Source organism: Flavobacterium sp. W21_SRS_FM6 (assembly GCF_052119645.1).
Classification (GTDB): Bacteria; Pseudomonadota; Gammaproteobacteria; order Enterobacterales; family Alteromonadaceae; genus Paraglaciecola.
Genome location: NZ_JBGQOM010000002.1, coordinates 329103 through 348870, shown reverse-complemented (window position 1 = coordinate 348870; position 19768 = coordinate 329103). Strand labels below are relative to the sequence as shown.

The window sequence follows — 19768 nt, the reverse complement described above, 5'->3', positions numbered from 1 at the left end:
CCTTTCATATTGCCAAGAAATTCTCGGCTCTTGGTAGGTATCGATATGGCAATATGCTATCATCGCCCAGTTTTGGTAATTCTATAATAAGGTTTAATTTGAGCGTACTAAGTGCCGATAATTTGTCAGTAGTAAAAAACGACAGGTTATTGTTTGATAAGGTGAATTTTACATTAGCCGCCCATGGCTTGCTCTACGTTAAAGGGCCGAATGGTGCGGGTAAAACGAGCCTACTCAGAGCCTTAACTGGTTTGTTAGAAACCGAAGACGGTGGGGTGTATTTTTTAAATCAAAAAGTCGCCTTGCAGCGTACGTTATTTCATCAGCAATTAGTCTATTTTGGCCATAAATTAGGGCTCAATTTGCGCTTAAGTGCGCTCGAGAATTTAGTATTTTGGTGTGAGCAACAAAATATACAGGTCTCACAGGATGATATTTACGGTATTTTAGGTGAGCTTAGTTTAGTTGGTTTAGAGGATGTTCCAGTAGGGCATTTATCGGCTGGTCAGCAAAGACGAGTCGCCTTAGCCCGTTTATGGCTGAAAACAGCGGCAAGTCTGTGGGTACTAGATGAACCGTTTACTGCCTTAGACAGTAATGGTATTGCACTATTAACCAAAAAAGTTATGGATTTTCTACATGCTGGTGGAGCGGTCATTATGACCTCTCACCAAGAGTTGCAAATAGAGTACCCGAGGCAAGAACTGGTGTTGGAGTACCGAATTTGATGACGCCTGTCATGGCTTTGTTAAAGCGTGATTTAACACTGGCTTTTCATCAAAGGGCAGAATTACTGCAACCGGTCATTTTCTTTTTGTTGGTTATTACCTTGTTTCCGCTGGCGGTGGGCCCGAATGCGTCCACCTTGCAGATTATCGGGCCTGGAGTGATATGGGTCGCAGCAATATTGTCGTCGTTACTGGGTCTTGAACGCTTGTTTCGTGACGATTATCAAGATGGCTCCTTAGAGCACTTGATGTTATCCGCTACGCCATTGCCCTTAATTGCTTTGGCAAAAGTAACAACCCATTGGCTGACCAGTATTGTTCCATTAATTGTTTTATCGCCTTTGCTTGCCATTTTTTTGCATTTATCTGAGGCGATGTATTGGGCGTTATTAGCGACTTTATTACTGGGTACTCCTCTGCTTAGTTTAGTGGGGGCGATTGCGGTGGCCTTAACCGTTGGCTTAAATCGCGGTGGGGTTTTATTGGCACTATTACTTGTTCCAATATTTATTCCTTTGTTGATTTTTGCTACCTCAGCGGTGGATTCCGCCGCAATGGAACTACCTTATACTGCGCAATTAGCCTTTATTGCTGCAATGTTGTTGTTTGCTCTTGCTTTGGCGCCGTTCGCCATTGCGTATGCTTTAAAAGTGAGTCAAAACTGATGTGGAAGTGGTTACATCCTTATGCTAAACCAGAGCGAAGTTATCAGCTCTGCCAAACATTATTACCTTGGTTTGCGGTACTTGGCGGCCTCAGTTTGCTGGTGGGAACCTTTTGGGGACTGGCGATAGCGCCTGCTGACTATCAGCAAGGCGAGGCTTTTCGCATCATATATATTCATGTGCCAAGCGCTATTTTATCTAAAACCTTGTATTGCACCATGGCGGTAGCGGCCTTTATCGGCTTAGTTTGGCAAGTAAAAACGGCCTTTATGGCCATGGTGGCTGTTGCTCCTGTTGGTGCCATGATCACCTTTGTGTCGTTAATTACTGGTGCTGCATGGGGTAAACCGATGTGGGGCACATGGTGGGAATGGGATGCAAGGTTAACCTCACAGTTAATCTTAATGTTTTTATTTATCGGTGTGATGTCTTTGTATAAATCTTTCGAAGACCCTCAACAAGGCGGCAAAGCTGCTGGCGTTATGGCAATGGTAGGTATTATTAATTTGCCGATTATTCATTATTCGGTTGAGTGGTGGAATTCACTGCATCAAGGCGCAACATTGTTGAAAATGGACAAACCCTCTATGGCCACCGAGATGCTGTGGCCATTACTGGTGTGTATTGTGAGTTGGGCCTTAGTCAGTGGCGCGATTTTTCTGCTGAGATTACAAAATGAGTTGTTGCGCCGCGAGATAAAACGCCCTTGGGTTGTGGCATTAGTTTTAAATAATAATGAGTCAAACAATACCGCAAGTGCTGTAAATAAAGAGTAAATACCATGCATTTTGATAGTTTCAATGAGTTTTGGGCCATGGGTGGGTATGGCATCTACGTCTGGTTGTCCTTTGGTTTGGGCTTGTTAAGTTTAGCGGCGTTGTGGTTATCTGCTTGGTTCACCAAAAAGCGTCTATTTAGGCAAGTTACCGTGGAACAAGCTCGTCAGCAGCGTATCCAACAAGCCAAACAACAGTCTGTTTAACCGTAAACGAGTGGAATTTTAAAATGAATCCTAGACGACAAAAACGCCTAATGGTTGTTTCAGCTATTGTACTTGTACTTGGCGCTGCCATTGGCATGACCCTATACGCATTGAGCCAAAGCATTGATTTATTTTACACGCCTTCTGAAATTTTTGATGGCAAAGACGGCAACGTACCACAAGTTGGCCAACGCCTTCGGATTGGCGGTATGGTCGTGCCTGGCAGTGTTAAAAGGGATCAAGAATCGTTAGCGGTCAGTTTTGATTTAGTTGATACCGGCCCCGCTGTCACAGTGAGTTATCATGGCATACTGCCTGATTTGTTTCGCGAAGGTCAGGGCATAGTAGCAACTGGCGTTCTGACTCAAAGTAATCATATTGAGGCCCATGAAGTGTTGGCCAAACATGATGAAGAATATATGCCGCCTGAGCTCGCTGAAAAAATGAAAGGTATTAAACATGTTAAACCTAGCGAAGCGGCTTATGGCGCATCAGCTAGTGATAATTAAGGGGCGTTGAAATGTTAGCTGAATTAGGTAATTTTTCACTGATCATGGCTTTGTTAATGTCGCTGTTATTAGCGATTTATCCGATGTGGGGGGCCTATAAACAACATCCTCAACTGATGGCAATGGCCAAACCTTTAGCCGTTGGTATGTTTTTATTTACCCTCTTTGCCTATGCCTGTTTAACTCAGGCCTTTTTATATGACGATTTTACCTTGGCGTATGTGGCGAATACGTCTAACAGTACCCTACCCATATACTACAAAATAACCGCGGTGTGGGGTGGTCATGAAGGCTCCTTTTTATTGTGGGTGATGATCTTTTCTATTTGGACCGTCGCGGTCGCGATTTTTAGTAAAGCAATACCAGCCAGAATGGTGGCGCGGGTTTTAGCCATCTTGGGTGCGGTAGGCTGTGGTTTTTATTTATTTATGTTGCTCACCTCTAACCCTTTTGACCGCTTATTGCCGTTTTTCCCCATTGACGGCAAGGATCTCAATCCCTTATTGCAAGACTTCGGCATGATCATTCATCCGCCTATGTTGTATATGGGGTATGTTGGTTTTTCGGTGGCTTTTGCCTTTGCTTTAGCTGCGTTAATTTCTGGCGAATTAGATTCTACCTGGGCACGCTGGTCAAGACCATGGACCATTGCAGCTTGGTCTTTTTTAACGATTGGGATCGCGCTGGGCAGTTGGTGGGCCTATTACGAGCTTGGTTGGGGTGGTTGGTGGTTTTGGGATCCGGTAGAAAACGCGTCGTTCATGCCTTGGCTAGTGGGCACTGCACTATTGCACAGCTTAGCGGTAACTGAAAAGCGCAAAGTATTTAAAGCGTGGACGGTACTGTTAGCTATTGCTGCTTTCTCCCTTAGTTTGCTTGGCACATTTTTAGTCCGCTCAGGTATCTTGGTTTCAGTGCATTCATTTGCCAGCGATCCAAGCCGTGGATTATTTATATTGGGTTTGTTGGTGGTCATCATTGGTGGCTCATTGGCGTTATTTGCTTTTAGAGGGCAACAGTTGCGTGGTACTGGGCGCTATGAATTAGTCTCTCGAGAAGTATTACTTATGGGCAATAACATCTTTTTGAGTGCGGCTACATTGGTGGTCTTATTAGGCACGTTATTGCCCTTGGTGCACAAAGAGCTTGGGCTTGGGTCGATTTCTATCGGGGCGCCTTTTTTCGACACTATGTTCACCTATTTAATTGTCCCCTTCGTATTTTTTATGGGCATTGGCCCTCTATCTCGGTGGAAAAGTCAAACACCTCAAGCCTTGTATAAACAATTGCTGTTGGCTTTTGGTTTGGCTTTAAGTGCCGCCTTATTGGTTAATTTTAGTTTTGATGAAATATCTTATGTTGCGGTATTAGGGATGGTGCTCAGTGTATGGATTGTGATCACTACTATCATGGAGATTCAACAACGTATTGGGCCCCTTCAGCAGTCAGGTCAACTGACCATGGTGCAGAGTTTAGGTAAGTTAACGCCTAGTCATTGGGGTATGGTCTGTGGTCATTTAGGCTTTGCGGTATCACTCATCGGTATCAGTTTAGTCAGCGCTTACAGTGTTGAGCGCAACGTAAGAATGGCGATAGGTGATAGTGTGCAGATTCAAGGTTACGGATTTACCTTTGATGAAATATCACAGGAGCAGGGGCCTAACTACAGCGCAGATAGGGGGCACTTTGTGATCACCTACAATGGTAAGGAAATCACAGAATTATATGCCGAAAAACGCTTTTATCCGGTGCAGCGCAACAGCATGACTGAAGCGGGGATTGACTCAGGCATTACGCGAGACTTGTTTGTTGCCTTGGGCGAACCCCTTGAAAATGGTGATTGGGCGATTCGTATTTATGTTAAACCCTTTGTTAACTGGATATGGTTAGGCGCATTTATCATGGCCTTTGGCGGTGTGTTATCAATGAGTGATAAACGTTATCGCATGAAAAAATTAGCGACTCAATCGAATCCGCAGGCCCTAGCTCAAGCCAAAAGTACAGTAATGGAGCAAGCTTCAAGATGAAAAAGTGGTTATTATTTTTACTACCTTTAATCGCCTTTGCAGGCTTGTTGGTGTTTTTGTATCAAGGCTTGTTTTCTGATCCCCGTGAACATAAATCGACCCTATTAGAGCAATCAATGCCGCAATTTAGTTTGCCTGATTTGATGCAGCCTGAACAACAATACACCCAAGCGGTTTTTAAGGGTCAAGTGACCTTATTAAATGTGTGGGGCGTGTGGTGTATCACCTGTGCAATCGAATTGCCTTATTTAACCCAGCTGCAACAAGAGGGTAAACATATCGTTGGTTTGTATTATGACCAAGATATTGATCCTGATTTTGGCATCAAAACAGTGTCTCGGGTGCAACAAGAGGTCAGGCAAAAACTCGCGCAACTAGGTAACCCTTATGCTTTTAATATCTTCGATGTAAAACGAGATTTATCCTTGGATTTGGGCGTAACTGGCGCACCAGAGACATTTTTAATCGATCAACAAGGCAAGATTCGTTTACATCACATTGGTGATTTAAATCCGCGAGTGTGGCGCAATAAATTTGAACCTGTGTATCAATCTTTAGTTGGAACAACGCAATGAAGGCATTAATCATTGCTGGGTTGATTTTGCTTAGTACTGCAAGCGCCTTAGCCACTGAAGATAAGTACCAATTTGATAGCGAAGCCCAACAAGATTTGTTTTTTGAGCTCAGTAAAGAGCTGCGCTGTCCTAAGTGTCAAAATCAAAACTTAGCCGACTCCGATGCGATGATCGCAGCTGATCTGAAGCGCAAAGTGCATGACTTGGTAAAACAAGGCCAAAACAAAGATCAAGTGATTGCCTACATGAAGCAGCGTTATGGTGATTTTGTGTATTATCAGCCGCCGGTCAATAGCATGACCATCTGGCTTTGGTTACTACCTGCACTGTTTGTGGTATCTGGAATGTTATGGTTAGTGTTGAGTCGCAAGTCGAACAAAGTTGAAATTAATCTCGATAATGCTCAGCAAAAACGGGTCGATGAATTACTGGAGCGTGACGAGTGAGTGAGTTTTTAATTGGCGCCGGCGTACTCAGTCTCGGCGCTCTACTACTGGTTAGTTTACCGTGGTTAATGCGCAGCAAAAGGGCGCAGCAAGATGTATTAACTAATACGCGTTTAATCAAACAGCGTTTAGCTGAACTAAACATCGAGCAAGCACAAGGTTTACTTACCGAAACAGACCGCCAGCAAGCAGAGCAAGAATTAAAATTAGCCCTACTTGAAGAGGTTAATGAGAAAACTCAGGCTACTACGCAGTCTCGATGGGTCCTTATTATTGGGTTGTCTATCGCTTTGTGTATAGCAGGAGCAGTCTATTACAAATCAAATCAGTTAAGCCAAATCACCCATTGGCAAAACGCAGTGGGGCAGTTGAGTGCCTTGGGTAAGTCCATCAACAGTGGGCAAAATATCGAAGCAAAAGATTTACGGGATTTTGCTTTGGGCTTGCGAACGCGCCTTTATGAAGAGCCTAATGATGCCACAGGTTGGATGTTACTTGGACGAGTGTGGGGTGCCTTGAATCAACCCGAAACCGCAAAAGAAGCGTTTGAAAAGTCGCTCGCTATCGAGCCCAACAGTGTGGGTACTTTACTCAGTTATGCCCAATCGTTAATTTTGATAGGTACAGAAGAAGAGTTGCAGCGCGCTCGAAGGGTATTGGAACGTGTTATCGCACTTGAGCCTGATAACATCAATGCAACCGGCACCTTAGCAATCGTGAGCGCCGAACTTGGCGACAATCAAGCGTCATTACAATATTGGCTAAAATTACAACGCTTTTTGCCAAAAGACGATCCAAACTACGACGCAGTGCAACAAAAAATCGATGAAATTACGGGTATTGAGCAAGGTGCTGGTGAAATTGCTTCAAGGGCCGATTCAGAAGCTGCATCGTCAAAACGCGTGCAAATTACTGTTCAGATTAGTGATGACATTCAGCAAAAACTCCCTTCCAGCGGTGTGTTATTTGTATTTGCGCAAGATCCAACAGGGCAAGTAAGAATGCCCGCTGCGGTGGTGAAATTACCTTTGAGTCAATTTCCGGTGACCGTTGAGCTTTCAGACACTAACGCCATGATGCCAACGTATAAATTATCTAACCTATCGCAGGCAAAATTAGTGGCACGAATTTCTCGTGATGAAAATGTGGCCCAAGCTCCCGGTGAATTGCAAGGCGAAATTACGGTTAAGTTAGTTCCGAATGAACTCAATATTCAAACTATTTTGATAAACAAGGAAATCTTGTGAAAAAGCTCTCATTTCTTTTACTCCCATTGTTGCTATTGGCCTTGGGGGGCTGTGCCTCAAATCCTAGGACCAAGGCGGATGCTGAGCAAGTCCAGCACTATACTGATCCCAAAGACCCCTTTGAGTCAGTTAACCGCAGCATGTGGGATTTCAACTATGATGTACTGGATGCCTATATTCTGCGTCCTACAGCGGTGGTATACGCTGATTATATGCCGCAATTTGCTCGTACTGGCTTGTTGAACATGGCTCTTAACCTCGAAGAGCCATCAAACTCAGTTAACAATGTACTGCAAGGTAAAATGGGCGACGGATTTATTAGTCTTGGACGTTTTTTGCTGAATTCCACCGTCGGCTTACTTGGCACTATCGATGTGGCCACTAAAATTGGTTTAGAACGCAAAGACGAAGAATTTGGTGAAGTATTAGGAAAATGGGGAGTCGCAACTGGCCCTTATTTGATGATACCCGCCTTAGGCCCAAATGATCCCCGCAGTGGGGTAGGTGATTATGTTGACAGCGCCTACGGACCATTAGACAGCTTGAATATCTATTTCAGTGTATTGCGTTTTGGCATAAAGGCTTTAGAAGCAAGAGCCGCATTAATTCAGCAAGAGCAACAACTCGACAACTCAGCCGATCCCTACGGTTTTGTAAAAAATGCGTATTTTCAGAACTTAGAATTTAAAGTCAAAGACGGCCAAGTAGAAAAAACAGCCGAAGAAGAAGCCCTGGACGATGATATTGATGCATATTTGGAAGGTTTGTAAAGTATATAATCTTTAACTTGTGAGCTTGAATCAGTTTATAATTTGCTTAGTAAATTCAGTAAACCTAATTTTTTTGTTTGAATTGGCTTAAGGTAGTCAATACAAGGAGTTTTTTTGGCCAGTTTTCGATGTTTAACCTTAGCCCTATTTCTTGTTTTAACAACAGCTGAGGATGCAAGTGCTTCACCGTGGATTGGGACTATAGACCCTCAATTACACGGTGATTTACAGATATTAAGTGAATGGGGTTACATTGACGTTGCCCTCACCAGTTTTCCTGTTCCTTGGAAAGGAATTTCGGAGCAGTTGGATAAGTTGAGTGAAAGCGAATTGCCTCCTGTCGCCGTTGTTTCATTGCAACGACTTAAACATTACCTAAGGCAAATTCGAGGTAAACAACAGCACTCTTATGTCCGATTATATGGAGCAACAGACACTAATAGGTTTACGACCTTAGATGGCGCCGAGGGCTCTGATGCAATCCTAAGTTTTAATACTGAAGTTTTTTATGGAAGATGGGCGGGTAACCTGGCGGTTAATTATCTACCAGGAGGGGAGAAAAATTTAGACAACAGTTTTATTGCATACCAGTTTGGGGATTGGAATCTTCGCTTAGGCGCTATTGAACAATGGTGGGGGCCCGCTAATTCAAGCAGTTTGATTTTGTCTAACAATGCCCGTCCTATACCAGCTGTCGCTCTGTCGAGGGCAGAAGCTGATAGCTCTAAAAATAGCTGGCTTAGCTTTCTTGGTCCTTGGTATTTTACGACTCAATTGGGCCAACTTGAGAGTAACCGCTATATCTCTGACGCTAAGTTATCCATGACACGTTTTAATTTTAGGCCAATAGATGAGCTTGAGATTGGGACTTCTTGGGTCACTATGTGGGGCGGTGAACAGCTTGGTAATTCAGTGGAACATTTTTGGCATGCAGTTACGTTAAAAGCAGAGTGCTTAGACTCTCAACCATCATGCTCGAACCTCGATAAAGTGACTAAGGCTAATAGCCTTGCTTCATTAGACGTCAAATACTCCATGAAAATGTTTAGTGTGCCTTTCAGTATCTATGCACAACTCGTCGCTGAAAGTCGGGACTCTGATTATGCGCACTTGTACGGAGTAGCTTCTTACTTTAAAGGTTATCGAGTATATTTTGAAGCAAGCGATACCGAGGTCGCATGTTCGACGACGGCACAACAACACTGTATTTACGAAGATGGTATATATCAATCAGGCCTTCGTTATCATGACAGAGCCATTGGTAGCACCTTTGATAGTGACGCTAAATCGCTAAGTGTTGGGTTAAATAAACACTATGCGGATGGTGACGTTGTAGATGTCGTATTAAGACAAATCGAGCTTAATAATGACGGAATATCACCTCCACCATCACTTCAAGGGCAGTCTGAAAAAGTACGTCAACTGAGTGCTTTTTATCAAACTAATTTGCGGAACTTTCAACTGAAAGTAGGAAGTCAATTTGAACGCAGTCGTATTGACAATGCATCTTGGACTACAAATACGCTAATTTACGCCGATCTCAAATATGTGTTTGATTAGCATTGGTTGGCAAATTTTAACGAAGCGACGTGATACCTTGATTAGATGTTGTTTGTCACGTGCTCCAATATTTATTGGTGTCACCCCAACAAAGACGAAACATCAGCCTGTAGGAGGTCGTTTACGGCCGGTTAAATCAACATCATGGATGCTTATGGCTAGCTTGGCTAATGTAACCTTTGAAAATTCGCGCCTAGATACGCCCCTACAAAAGACGAAACATCACCTGTAGGAGGGCGTTACGGCCGGTTAAATCAACATCATGTGATGCAAATGGCTTGCTTGGCTAATGTGACCTTTTAATATTCGTGCCTAAAGGCGCTCCTACAAAAGACGTAACATCACCTGTAGGAGGTCGTTTACGGCCGGTTAAATCAACATCATCTGATACTAATGGCTTGCTTGGCTAATGTAATCTTTGAAAATTCGCGCCTACAGTGGCTATCTCTGCAGGCAGTATGTTCGTCGCTTAATACCCGTTTGGATTACTTGATTGCCAGTTCCATGAGTCTTTGCACATTTCGGCAAGGCCTCGTTCAGCTTTCCAGCCTAGCGCTTCGTAAGCGGTTTGCGGGTCTGCATAACAAGCGGCTACATCACCACTGCGTCTAGGTACTATTTTAAATGGAATGGGCTGGCCGCTCTGTTTTTCAAATTCTTTAACCATGTCTAATACACTGTAGCCTTGGCCAGTGCCTAGGTTGTACGTCACAATACCAACGTTTTGAGCCAGTTTTTCAAGGGCTTTAAGATGGCCTGCTGCTAAGTCTTCAACATGAATATAATCACGAACGCCAGTACCATCGTGGGTAGTGTAGTCATCACCAAATACCGACAAAAACTCACGTTTACCGGTAGCGACTTGGGTAATAAACGGCATTAGATTATTTGGAATGCCATTTGGGTTTTCACCTATACGTCCTGAAGGATGTGCCCCGGCAGGGTTAAAATAGCGAAGAATAGCGATATTCCACTCGTTGTCTGATTTGTATAAGTCTTGCAATACGTGCTCAACCATTAGCTTCGACATACCGTAAGGATTAGTTGGCTGACCAGTTGGCATATCTTCTCGCAGAGGCAAAGAAACAGGGTCGCCATACACCGTAGCAGATGAGCTAAATACAATATTTTTAACGCCTGCTTGTTGCATGGCCTCACATAAAACCAACGTGCCATACACGTTATTGTTGTAATAATTGAGTGGCATCTCGACCGATTCGCCCACGGCTTTTAAACCAGCAAAATGAATAACAGAATCGATTTTGTTTTCATCAAAAATAGTCGCTAATAGCTGAGCATCTCGGATATCACCTTGAATAAATCGCGCTTGTTTGCCAGTTAAGGCTGCCACTCTGAGTAATGACTCTTCAGAAGAGTTACATAGGTTATCTAGCACAACGACATCTTGTCCGGCCTCTAACAACTGTAAAACAGTATGACTGCCAATGTAACCAGCTCCACCAGTAACTAAGATTGTTTGCATGTTTAATGTCCTTGTGGTTTAACGAGTGAGATATATTTTGCGCTTAAGCTAAATTGTATCGGCTTTACAACAATGGGATAAAGTAAAAAAATCAATAAAGCCCAAGCAAGCGCCCACCAATTTTCGCTAATTTGTAGAATCATGACAAATGCAGGGATCAGGAGTAGCAGCTTTAGAACATTGAGTAGCACCTTTTCGGGGCCCGTTAGGTGCTTTTGTGCCTCTCTTAGTATTGTTAAGCGTTCTAATAATGGCAGAGCTTGAAGCTGCGGTATTTGTTTACTGGAAAAATACAATTTCATATGGCTACCATTGTTGCTAGATCAGAAAAATTCAGGGCTCTGAAAGTAAAACGCCTGATACATTCTCTATATCAGGCGTTAATTATACTATAATTAATATTTATTGCTAAAGCGGTATTTAAGTCACTATCTCAACTCACTTTATCACTTAAGCTTTCTCCGCAAGTTTTTCCCATTTGCCTGTCTTAAAAGACAATAACAGTAAAACAATGCCAATCGCTATACTGAATAAACTGATTTGCATATATAGTCCTGGCATTTGGTCAACTTGCTCTGGGTCGAACTGTCCGGCTAGTAAGCCTGCTATTACACTGCCCATAGAATAGGTTAAAACAAATACACCCATCAACTGTCCGCCAAAACGTTTAGGAGACAATTTACTTACCGCACTTAATGCCACTGGGCTTAAACATAACTCGCCAACCGTATGTAAGAAATACGTCATCACCAGCCAATAAGGCGCAACTTTCAAGCCTGTTGCTGCAATTCCTGCGGCAAAAAACATGACGATAAAGCCAGTGGCCATAATAATTAAGCCTAGGGCACATTTTACGCTATAAGACGGCTCGATCATGCGTTTACCCAAATTAACCCATAAAGCAGCAAAAAAGGGCGAAAGGATAATTATGAAGATAGAGTTGGCTGATTGAAACCAAGCCGCTGGAATTTCAAAGGTGCCCAACATGCGTTGTGTATAATCTTGACCGAACAAGTTTAAGCTAGAGCCTGCTTGCTCAAAACCGGCGAAGAAACACGCTGATGCTACACAGATAAGAAATAATGCGCCCATGCGTTTTTTCTCATCAGGGTTTAACTTGCCAAGAAAAAATATACCAAAAAAGTACACTAAAAAGGTAAAAACAAATACCACGGCAACTTTCTGCGCCATAGCTACTGGCTCAATAACAATACTGCCTTGGAATGTAAGGGCTGTGATTACGGCGATAACCGCTAAGAAAATGGCGATTACAGCCCACGCTATTGTTGCGCCTTGGGGTGACAACGGTACGACGGGTTTTGGAGAAACACCATCTAGATTTTTTTGAGTTAACTTAAATTGAATTAAACCAATTAACATACCTACAGCAGCTGCTGCAAAGGCATAGTGATAACCGTAATTGACTTGTAAGTAACCACAGACCCCGTAACCGATCAACGAACCAATATTAATGCCCATATAATAAAGGGTATAACCCGCGTCACGGCGTGCGTCTTTGGCTGAATACAATTCACCTACCATGGCGCCGATATTGGGTTTTAATAAGCCGGTGCCCAATACAACAAAAATCAAACCAATGAAAAAGCTCGCATCATGCGGAATAGCCAAAATAATATGGCCAATCATGATGATCACCCCACCAAAGAACACTGCATTTTGCCCCCCAATTAAGCGGTCAGCAATCCAACCTCCCGGAAGGCCAGCAAAATACACCGAGCCCGTGTATAAACCGTAAATAGCACCAGCTGCAGCAACGGTTAAACCCATCCCACCTTCTTGCAAGGCTGCAGTCATAAATAACACTAACATGGCCCGCATACCGTAATAACTCATGCGTTCCCACATTTCAGTCATTGCAAGAGTAGATAAACCAATGGGGTGACCGAGAAAACGCGTATCGTTTGTTCGGTCAATTGTTGTTTCTGTCGTCATCAAAATTGCCTTTAATTTTTATTATTAATGTACCTAGCGTCGCCGCTTAAAATGAATGTTGCTTCCAAGGGCATCTGGATATCATGCTGCGGAGTTTAATAAGGGGGCATGCTAGGCGTTGCGCAATTTATACTAGAGCTTACAAACGAACACAACTTTTCTAATTGATTGTGCTTAAAAATCAGCCAAAGAGGGGAATAATATTTGATTTTGCATTTAACTCATGGGGTAATTCAGTTATCATCCGGCGCCTTTGAAGAAGCTCATTTACGAGCATACTCAGCCTTCGCCTTTTATGGATAATAAGCATGTTAAGAAAGTTTAAAATTCAAGTAACAATATTATTAGTATTTGCTTTTATGCAGCCTGTTTTTGCTTTCACTCCTACCGCTCAGCAAATTGAACAGTTTAAAAACATGCCAAGAGCTCAACAAGAAGCGCTTGCAAAGCAAATGGGTATCAACTTGTCTGACTTTCAAATGGGTAATCAGAATCCCAGCACATCAGATACACAGCAACCTAACGAGCAAGTTCAACGAGACGTGAACGAAAAAGCGATATCACAAAGATTGTCAGAGCAAAGTGCGACAAAAGATCTTACAAAAGAATTAAAACCGTTTGGCTACAGTTTGTTTGCCACATCAGCTGAGGGTAATAGTGTTAATTTTGCACCAGCAAATAATATACCAGTGCCTGCTGATTATGTGATGGGGCCTGGAGACAGCATAAACGTACAGTTATTCGGCAAGGAAACATCGCAGTTTGAATTGTTCGTCAACAACGAAGGTACTATTCAAGTTCCCGAGTTAGGCCCATTATCTGTAGTCGGACTCACTTATCAACAACTTAAAAAAGAACTAACTGCAAAGTACAGCCAACAAGTTATCGGTGTTACCCCTCATATTACGATGGGTACACTTAGAACTATCCAGATTTATATGGTGGGTGAGGTATTCAGACCCGGCGCATTCACCTTGAGTGCATTATCGACAATCACGCACGCTTTATTTGCCAGTGGAGGGGTGAGTGAAATTGGCTCTCTTCGCAATATTCAATTAAAACGAGCAGGTAAAACAGTTGGTGAGTTTGATTTTTATGATTTATTAGTATTTGGTAATACGCAGGGTGATTTGCGTTTACAGCAAGGTGATGTGATTTTTGTCCCAACGGTGCAAAAGTTAGTCAGCATCGATGGAAGCGTTCGGCGTCCAGCTATTTACGAAGCAAAAGAAGGCGAGAACCTCAGCAAATTATTAGAGATCGCCGGTGGCGTCTTACCATCCGGTGCGGCAGATTCGATTCAAATTGCAAGAAAAACACCCAACAATGGCTTAGAAGTTAAGACGATTAATTTTCTTACCGCGGCAGGTAAAAGTTTAGCGATTAGTAGTGGCGATTACATTACTATTCCTGATTCAAATAACGAATTCACTAATGCCATCGTGATAATGGGGGCTTATACCTCTCCAGGTTTAATGCAGTGGCGTGACGATCTCAAATTGTCGTCTATCATCAAGCAACATACCTTACTTAAAAACGCAGACTTAAATTACGGACTTGTTATTCGAAAAGAGCGTTTTTCAAGTTCAAGCGAAGTGATTCAGTTTGAGCCCGCTAAAGTCTTAGATGGTAATTTTGACTTAGCCTTGCAAAAGTATGATCAAGTAACAATTTTTAACCGCTATGGAGTGGACGATAGTTTCGCAGTTTCAGCGGCTGAAACTGCGACAGAGCTTAAAAAAGAATCGAGTGCAGTGCGCGAGTATAATTCTGTACAGCGTGAGCTCGTAGAAGGCGATTTAAAAGGCGCGCAAGATAGTCTCGATGGTAAACAAGGCAACTTTTTACAAAAAGTCGAGTCAGCTTCTTTTACAGATAAGCAATTATTACTAAAAGAAACCCAAAATTATTCTCGGGCTCGTTTGCTTGCGCCAATTATCGCCAGGCTCAAGGAAGAAGGCACACAATCCAACCCGGTAAAACTGGCTGAAATTACGGGCCAAGTAAGGTATCCCGGGATTTACCCAATCCCTAAACAGGGAAGAGTAAAAGATTTACTGCTTGCCAGTGGCGGCTTAGTCGAATCAGCTTTTGTGCAAAAAGCAGAGTTATCCAGAACGCAACTTGATAATGAAAATTCTTACAAAATTAATCATATACAAATTAATTTAATTGATGCCTTGAATGGTGACTTGGCATCCAATCAGTTGCTAACAAGCAAAGACACCTTAAATGTACTACGAGCACCTGATTGGTATGACAATAGAAGAGTTGAATTAATCGGAGAGGTGGTATTTCCGGGTATTTATCAAATTAAAAAAAATGAAACCTTAGCTCAAGTCATTGAACGTGCAGGCGGTTTTACCAGCGAAGCAAGTGTTCGAGCCGCTATTTTTACCCGTGAAGAGCTCAAAGAACGCGAAAAAGCCAACATGGATAAAACAGTTGAAGAGCTTAAACAGCAGATTATTTCAAGTAATGTATCAGGCAGTCAAAACGTTAAAACAATAGACTACAAAGAGGCCAGTGAAATACTCAGTGAATTAATGTCGGTAGAGCCTGTTGGCCGATTGGTTATCAATTTGCCTGATATTGCTAATGGTGTTCAAACAGCCGACGTTAAACTTAAAAATGGCGACAAACTTTTTGTGCCCAGTATTTCTGCTTCTGTATCGGTAATCGGTGAGGTTTTTGTACCCACAACTCACATACTTGAAGAAAATCTCACGTTTAGTGATTACATCGAACGTTCTGGTGGATTAACAGAGCGTGCAGACAACGGTAAAATATACATAGTAAAAGCGAACGGTTCGGTAAAAGTACCAAATAATAATTTTTGGTTTGATGATAAAAGTATCATGCTTGAACCGGGTGACACCATCGTAGTCCCAAGAGATGTTGTTAACTTTGAGCGCCTTGGGTTGTGGCAGACTGTTACAACAATATTCTATCAGTCAGTAGTGGCACTTGTCGCGATCGGGAGGCTATAACTCTTAAAAGAGTATTAGTAAATTTAGTATGACTGATAATAATTTAAACGAAGTAAATAAAGACAATATACGCTATGTAATGATAACTCCTGAGAATTTGCAGAATTCAGATGCGGACAATGATGAAATTGATTTTCGAAAACTGTGGAATGTAATTTGGTCAGGCAAATGGATAATTATTGGGGTGACGGCCATATTCACCATCGCCTCTATTTTTTATGCTCTAAGTTTGCCGAATATTTATAAATCAGAGGCGTTACTTGCACCTGCAAACAGCGAACAACAAGGTGGGCTTGGAGCTTTAGCGAGCCAGTTTGGTGGCTTAGCCTCATTAGCTGGAGTTAATTTAGGCGGGGCAAAGGCGGATAAAACCGATATGGCAATCGAGATACTTAAATCTCGAGAGTTTTTTAGTCAGTTTGTAGACAGGCATAATATTTTGCCTGATTTAATGGCGGTCAAAGAGTGGGACCGAATAAATAATTCAGTAATCTATGATACAGAGATATATCTGCCGAAAAGTGATGAGTGGGTGCGCCAAGTTAAACCACCTAGGCAAATTAAACCCTCTATGCAAGAGGCCATTGAGACATTCAAAAATCTACTGAATTTAGCGAAAGATAAGGAAACTAGCATGGTGAATATCAGTATTCAACATTATTCACCTTATATAGCAAAGCAATGGGTAGATTGGTTAATACGAGATATTAATCTCAACATGAAGAGCCGCGATAAACAAGAGGCCGAGAAAAGTATTGCTTATTTACAATCTCAAATTGAAAAAACCACAATAACTGAGCATAAAACCCTTTTATATCAATTGATTGAAGAACAAACAAAAACATTGATGTTTGCTGAGGTTAGAGATGAGTATGTGTTTAAAACCATCGATTCGGCTTTAGTTCCAGAATTAAAAGCTAAGCCCAAGCGTGCTCTAATTGTGGTGTTAGGCGTATTATTAGGCGGTATGGTAGCAGTGATGATTGTGTTGATACGTTACTTTGCGAGTAATAAAACCACTAATGGCGACAGATAAACTCAGCTTTAGCAGTAGTTACTTTCGATCCTGCTGTTAAAACACATTTTACTTGGATAGCGTATAAGCAAGTGAATCCTGCATTAAAAAATAACAATTAAAATTACCAATAATTAAGTATTAGAATTAAGAGACTTTGCACGTGAGAAATTGATTTTGACTTAATTTTTGTAATGGTAATTAGGAAAAGTTCGGATGTTAAGCGAAGAATTGTTTAAAACGGTTGTGGCCTCTACCCCGCTCATATCTATTGATTTACTAGTGAGAGATACTCAGGCTAATATTTTATTAGGAAGACGGGCTAATCGACCGGCCAGAGATTTTTGGTTTGTTCCTGGGGGGAGAGTTTTAAAAGATGAGACTATTGAGCAAGCATTTACACGCTTACTAAAAGCAGAATTAGGAATGGATAAGACCTCAGGCTGTTTTAAAGGTATTTATCAACACTTTTATGAAGATAATTTTTTTGAAGAAAACTTCACAACACATTACATTGTAATGGCCTTTGAAGTCATTTTTACCGCAGATATGTCAGTATTGCCTCTTGATCAACATCGTGATTATCATTGGTTTTCAGAAACAGAACTATTAAATAATGATGAGGTACATATCCACACCAAATGGTACCTACAGTCAAATAAGCAAGCTGATAACCTAATTACTGCTTTTCAACCTTAGGAATTTACATGAAAAAAAATAAAGTTGCGTTAATCACTGGTGTTACAGGGCAGGATGGCTCTTACCTTGCAGAATTTTTGTTAGAAAAAGGTTATGAAGTTCATGGTATTAAACGTCGGGCTTCATCGTTAAATACAGAACGAGTTGATCATATTTATCAAGATAATCATGATAAAAACCAGCGGTTCTTTTTGCATTACGGTGACTTAACCGATTCATCTAACTTAACTCGTATTATAAAAGAAGTGCAGCCTGATGAGGTATACAACTTGGGGGCGCAATCACACGTTGCTGTGTCTTTTGAATGCCCTGAATATACTGCCGACGTCGATGCGATAGGTACTCTGCGTTTGTTAGAAGCCATTCGCTTTTTAGGGCTCGAGCAGAAAACAAAATTTTATCAGGCTTCAACGTCTGAGCTTTATGGTGAAGTCCAAGAAATTCCCCAAAAAGAAACTACGCCATTTCACCCGCGTTCACCCTATGCAGTGGCAAAAATGTATGCCTATTGGATAGTCGTTAATTATCGTGAGTCATATGGAATGTATGCCTGTAACGGTATATTGTTTAACCATGAATCTCCTCGACGGGGTGAAACTTTTGTTACACGTAAAATTACCCGTGCAATTGCTAACATTTCTCAAGGTTTAGAAACATGTTTATATCTAGGTAATATGGATGCACTGCGTGATTGGGGCCATGCCAAAGATTATGTGCGTATGCAATGGATGATGTTGCAACAAGACACTGCCGATGATTTTGTTATTGCAACGGGTAAACAAATATCTGTTCGTGAATTTGTGTCATTATCAGCGAAAGAAGTAGGTGTTGAATTAGAATTCACCGGTAAAGGTATTGACGAAATAGCGACAGTTAAGGCTATCGCAGGTGATAACGCACAAGCACTAAAAGTTGGCGACGTGATAGTGCGAGTTGACCCACGTTACTTCCGACCAGCGGAAGTTGAAACCTTACTCGGTGATCCTTCAAAAGCAAAAGAAAAGTTGGGCTGGGTACCGCAAATCACAGTTGAAGATATGTGTGCTGAAATGGTGCAGAATGATTTAAGTAAAGCAAAACAGCACGCATTACTTAAAGCACACGGTCATAACGTAGCTATATCGATTGAAAATCAGGGTTAACTGCATGGTAGCGTTAAATACTAAAATATTTGTCGCTGGACACCGCGGCATGGTTGGTTCAGCTATTGTTCGTCAACTTAAGACAAGTGGCCATACTAATATTATCACCCGCACGCGAACTGAGTTGGACTTAACTAACCAACAAGCAGTACTTGAGTTTTTTCTAACAGAAAAAATAGAACAGGTGTATCTAGCCGCAGCTAAAGTGGGGGGAATAGTTGCAAATAATACTTATCCTGCGGATTTTATTTATGAGAACCTAATGATCCAGTGCAATATTATTCACAGCGCGCACTTAGCTAATATTCAGCAGTTATTGTTTTTAGGTTCTTCGTGCATATATCCTAAGTTAGCTGACCAACCAATGAAAGAAACAGCTTTGCTAACTGGTACATTAGAAGAAACGAACGAACCTTATGCAATAGCTAAAATAGCGGGTATTAAGCTTTGTGAAAGTTATAACCGGCAATATGGGCGTGACTACCGCAGTGTGATGCCAACTAACCTTTATGGAGCACATGATAATTTTCACCCTGAGAACAGCCATGTAGTACCTGCATTAATCCGACGTTTCCATGAAGCTAAAATTAATGGTGTTAAAGAAGTAGTTGCATGGGGCAGTGGCAAGCCAATGCGAGAGTTTTTATACGTTGATGATATGGCTGATGCTTCAATTCATGTAATGAATCTAGATAAATCTACTTATGATGAAAATACTGAATCTATGTTAAGCCACATTAATATAGGCACAGGGGTCGATTGTACTATTAAAGAATTGGTTGAAACGGTTGTTAAAGTTGTAGGATTTACAGGTAATGTGAAATTTGATTCTACTAAGCCTGACGGAGCCCCACGTAAGTTAATGAATGTAGACAGGCTTAAATCTTTAGGCTGGGAGTATACAGTACCGTTAGAAAATGGCCTCGCTAAAGCTTATGAGTGGTTTTTAAACAATCAAGATAAGTTTAGAGGTTAAC

General features: G+C 41.8%; 19 protein-coding genes. 16 read left to right on the top strand and 3 right to left on the bottom strand.

Going from position 1 to position 19768, the window contains the following annotated elements; genetic code table 11:
* The first annotated feature begins 98 nt into the window (after positions 1–98).
* The 11 genes from ccmA (at position 99) to ACEN2L_RS04770 (ending at position 9509) form a co-directional block, all read left to right on the top strand.
* Positions 99–728, top strand: a complete 630-nt coding sequence (ccmA, locus tag ACEN2L_RS04820) for a cytochrome c biogenesis heme-transporting ATPase CcmA (RefSeq protein WP_441742136.1) — start codon at positions 99–101, stop codon at positions 726–728.
* Entirely contained in the window at positions 728–1393 is a 666-nt protein-coding gene (gene ccmB / locus ACEN2L_RS04815; protein ID WP_441742134.1) for a heme exporter protein CcmB, read from the top strand. The genes ccmA and ccmB overlap by 1 nt, the downstream gene beginning before the upstream one ends.
* Positions 1393–2169 carry a heme ABC transporter permease gene (locus ACEN2L_RS04810; RefSeq protein WP_306022941.1) on the top strand — a complete coding sequence of 259 codons (777 nt, stop codon included), beginning with the start codon at positions 1393–1395 and terminating at the stop codon, positions 2167–2169. Before ccmB ends, ACEN2L_RS04810 begins: the two co-directional genes overlap by 1 nt.
* 5 nt (positions 2170–2174) lie before the next feature.
* Entirely contained in the window at positions 2175–2375 is a 201-nt protein-coding gene (gene ccmD / locus ACEN2L_RS04805; protein ID WP_441742132.1) for a heme exporter protein CcmD, read from the top strand.
* A gap of 23 nt (positions 2376–2398) precedes the next feature.
* Positions 2399–2884, top strand: a complete 486-nt coding sequence (gene ccmE, locus ACEN2L_RS04800) for a cytochrome c maturation protein CcmE (protein ID WP_441742130.1) — start codon at positions 2399–2401, stop codon at positions 2882–2884.
* An 11-nt stretch (positions 2885–2895) separates the two neighbouring features.
* The gene (locus ACEN2L_RS04795) at positions 2896–4911 is read left to right on the top strand and encodes a heme lyase CcmF/NrfE family subunit (RefSeq protein ID WP_441742128.1); all 2016 of its coding nucleotides are present in this window, start codon (positions 2896–2898) and stop codon (positions 4909–4911) included.
* Positions 4908–5486, top strand: coding sequence for a DsbE family thiol:disulfide interchange protein (locus tag ACEN2L_RS04790; protein ID WP_441742126.1), 579 nt, complete (start codon positions 4908–4910; stop codon positions 5484–5486). The genes ACEN2L_RS04795 and ACEN2L_RS04790 overlap by 4 nt, the downstream gene beginning before the upstream one ends.
* A complete protein-coding gene (locus tag ACEN2L_RS04785) occupies positions 5483–5932 on the top strand; it encodes a cytochrome c-type biogenesis protein (RefSeq protein ID WP_306022936.1) in 450 nt (149 codons plus the stop codon). Before ACEN2L_RS04790 ends, ACEN2L_RS04785 begins: the two co-directional genes overlap by 4 nt.
* The gene (gene ccmI, locus ACEN2L_RS04780) at positions 5929–7179 is read left to right on the top strand and encodes a c-type cytochrome biogenesis protein CcmI (RefSeq protein WP_441742123.1); all 1251 of its coding nucleotides are present in this window, start codon (positions 5929–5931) and stop codon (positions 7177–7179) included. The genes ACEN2L_RS04785 and ccmI overlap by 4 nt, the downstream gene beginning before the upstream one ends.
* Complete coding sequence (locus tag ACEN2L_RS04775) at positions 7176–7949, top strand: MlaA family lipoprotein (protein WP_441742121.1); 774 nt, start codon at positions 7176–7178, stop codon at positions 7947–7949. The genes ccmI and ACEN2L_RS04775 overlap by 4 nt, the downstream gene beginning before the upstream one ends.
* A gap of 114 nt (positions 7950–8063) precedes the next feature.
* Entirely contained in the window at positions 8064–9509 is a 1446-nt protein-coding gene (locus ACEN2L_RS04770; RefSeq protein ID WP_441742120.1) for a capsule assembly Wzi family protein, read from the top strand.
* Positions 9510–9978: 469 nt separating this feature from the next.
* Here ACEN2L_RS04770 and galE read toward each other — a convergent pair whose 3' ends face one another.
* The 3 genes from galE to ACEN2L_RS04755 form a co-directional block, all read right to left on the bottom strand.
* On the bottom strand, positions 9979–10992 hold the full coding sequence (gene galE / locus ACEN2L_RS04765) for a UDP-glucose 4-epimerase GalE (protein WP_441742118.1): 1014 nt from the start codon (positions 10990–10992) through the stop codon (positions 9979–9981).
* Between the two features lie 2 nt (positions 10993–10994).
* Positions 10995–11294, bottom strand: coding sequence for a DUF6170 family protein (locus ACEN2L_RS04760; protein ID WP_441742116.1), 300 nt, complete (start codon positions 11292–11294; stop codon positions 10995–10997).
* Positions 11295–11442: 148 nt separating this feature from the next.
* Positions 11443–12945, bottom strand: coding sequence for a peptide MFS transporter (locus tag ACEN2L_RS04755; protein ID WP_441742114.1), 1503 nt, complete (start codon positions 12943–12945; stop codon positions 11443–11445).
* Positions 12946–13253: 308 nt separating this feature from the next.
* Between ACEN2L_RS04755 and ACEN2L_RS04750 the strand changes: the two genes are divergently transcribed.
* The 5 genes from ACEN2L_RS04750 (at position 13254) to fcl (ending at position 19767) form a co-directional block, all read left to right on the top strand.
* Positions 13254–15935, top strand: a complete 2682-nt coding sequence (locus ACEN2L_RS04750; protein ID WP_441742113.1) for an SLBB domain-containing protein — start codon at positions 13254–13256, stop codon at positions 15933–15935.
* A 28-nt stretch (positions 15936–15963) separates the two neighbouring features.
* A complete protein-coding gene (locus tag ACEN2L_RS04745; RefSeq protein WP_441742112.1) occupies positions 15964–16971 on the top strand; it encodes a Wzz/FepE/Etk N-terminal domain-containing protein in 1008 nt (335 codons plus the stop codon).
* Between the two features lie 195 nt (positions 16972–17166).
* Positions 17167–17649, top strand: coding sequence for a GDP-mannose mannosyl hydrolase (locus tag ACEN2L_RS04740; RefSeq protein WP_441742110.1), 483 nt, complete (start codon positions 17167–17169; stop codon positions 17647–17649).
* Between the two features lie 8 nt (positions 17650–17657).
* Positions 17658–18791: a GDP-mannose 4,6-dehydratase gene (gmd, locus tag ACEN2L_RS04735; protein WP_441742108.1), complete on the top strand. Its 1134-nt coding sequence runs from the start codon at positions 17658–17660 to the stop codon at positions 18789–18791.
* A 4-nt stretch (positions 18792–18795) separates the two neighbouring features.
* Positions 18796–19767: a GDP-L-fucose synthase gene (gene fcl / locus ACEN2L_RS04730; protein ID WP_441742106.1), complete on the top strand. Its 972-nt coding sequence runs from the start codon at positions 18796–18798 to the stop codon at positions 19765–19767.
* Position 19768 lies beyond the last annotated feature (1 nt).

Bases quoted from the DNA above. Each gene is read 5' to 3' on its own strand.
- ccmB (WP_441742134.1), top strand. From the start codon at position 728: ATGACGCCTGTCATGGCTTTGTTAAAGCGTGATTTAACACTGGCTTTT.
- ACEN2L_RS04810 (WP_306022941.1), top strand. From the start codon at position 1,393: ATGTGGAAGTGGTTACATCCTTATGCTAAACCAGAGCGAAGTTATCAG.
- ccmD (WP_441742132.1), top strand. From the start codon at position 2,175: ATGCATTTTGATAGTTTCAATGAGTTTTGGGCCATGGGTGGGTATGGC.
- ccmE (WP_441742130.1), top strand. From the start codon at position 2,399: ATGAATCCTAGACGACAAAAACGCCTAATGGTTGTTTCAGCTATTGTA.
- ACEN2L_RS04795 (WP_441742128.1), top strand. From the start codon at position 2,896: ATGTTAGCTGAATTAGGTAATTTTTCACTGATCATGGCTTTGTTAATG.
- ACEN2L_RS04790 (WP_441742126.1), top strand. From the start codon at position 4,908: ATGAAAAAGTGGTTATTATTTTTACTACCTTTAATCGCCTTTGCAGGC.
- ACEN2L_RS04785 (WP_306022936.1), top strand. From the start codon at position 5,483: ATGAAGGCATTAATCATTGCTGGGTTGATTTTGCTTAGTACTGCAAGC.
- galE (WP_441742118.1), bottom strand. From the start codon at position 10,992: ATGCAAACAATCTTAGTTACTGGTGGAGCTGGTTACATTGGCAGTCAT.
- ACEN2L_RS04760 (WP_441742116.1), bottom strand. From the start codon at position 11,294: ATGAAATTGTATTTTTCCAGTAAACAAATACCGCAGCTTCAAGCTCTG.
- ACEN2L_RS04755 (WP_441742114.1), bottom strand. From the start codon at position 12,945: ATGACGACAGAAACAACAATTGACCGAACAAACGATACGCGTTTTCTC.
- ACEN2L_RS04750 (WP_441742113.1), top strand. From the start codon at position 13,254: ATGTTAAGAAAGTTTAAAATTCAAGTAACAATATTATTAGTATTTGCT.
- ACEN2L_RS04745 (WP_441742112.1), top strand. From the start codon at position 15,964: ATGACTGATAATAATTTAAACGAAGTAAATAAAGACAATATACGCTAT.
- ACEN2L_RS04740 (WP_441742110.1), top strand. From the start codon at position 17,167: ATGTTAAGCGAAGAATTGTTTAAAACGGTTGTGGCCTCTACCCCGCTC.
- gmd (WP_441742108.1), top strand. From the start codon at position 17,658: ATGAAAAAAAATAAAGTTGCGTTAATCACTGGTGTTACAGGGCAGGAT.
- fcl (WP_441742106.1), top strand. From the start codon at position 18,796: ATGGTAGCGTTAAATACTAAAATATTTGTCGCTGGACACCGCGGCATG.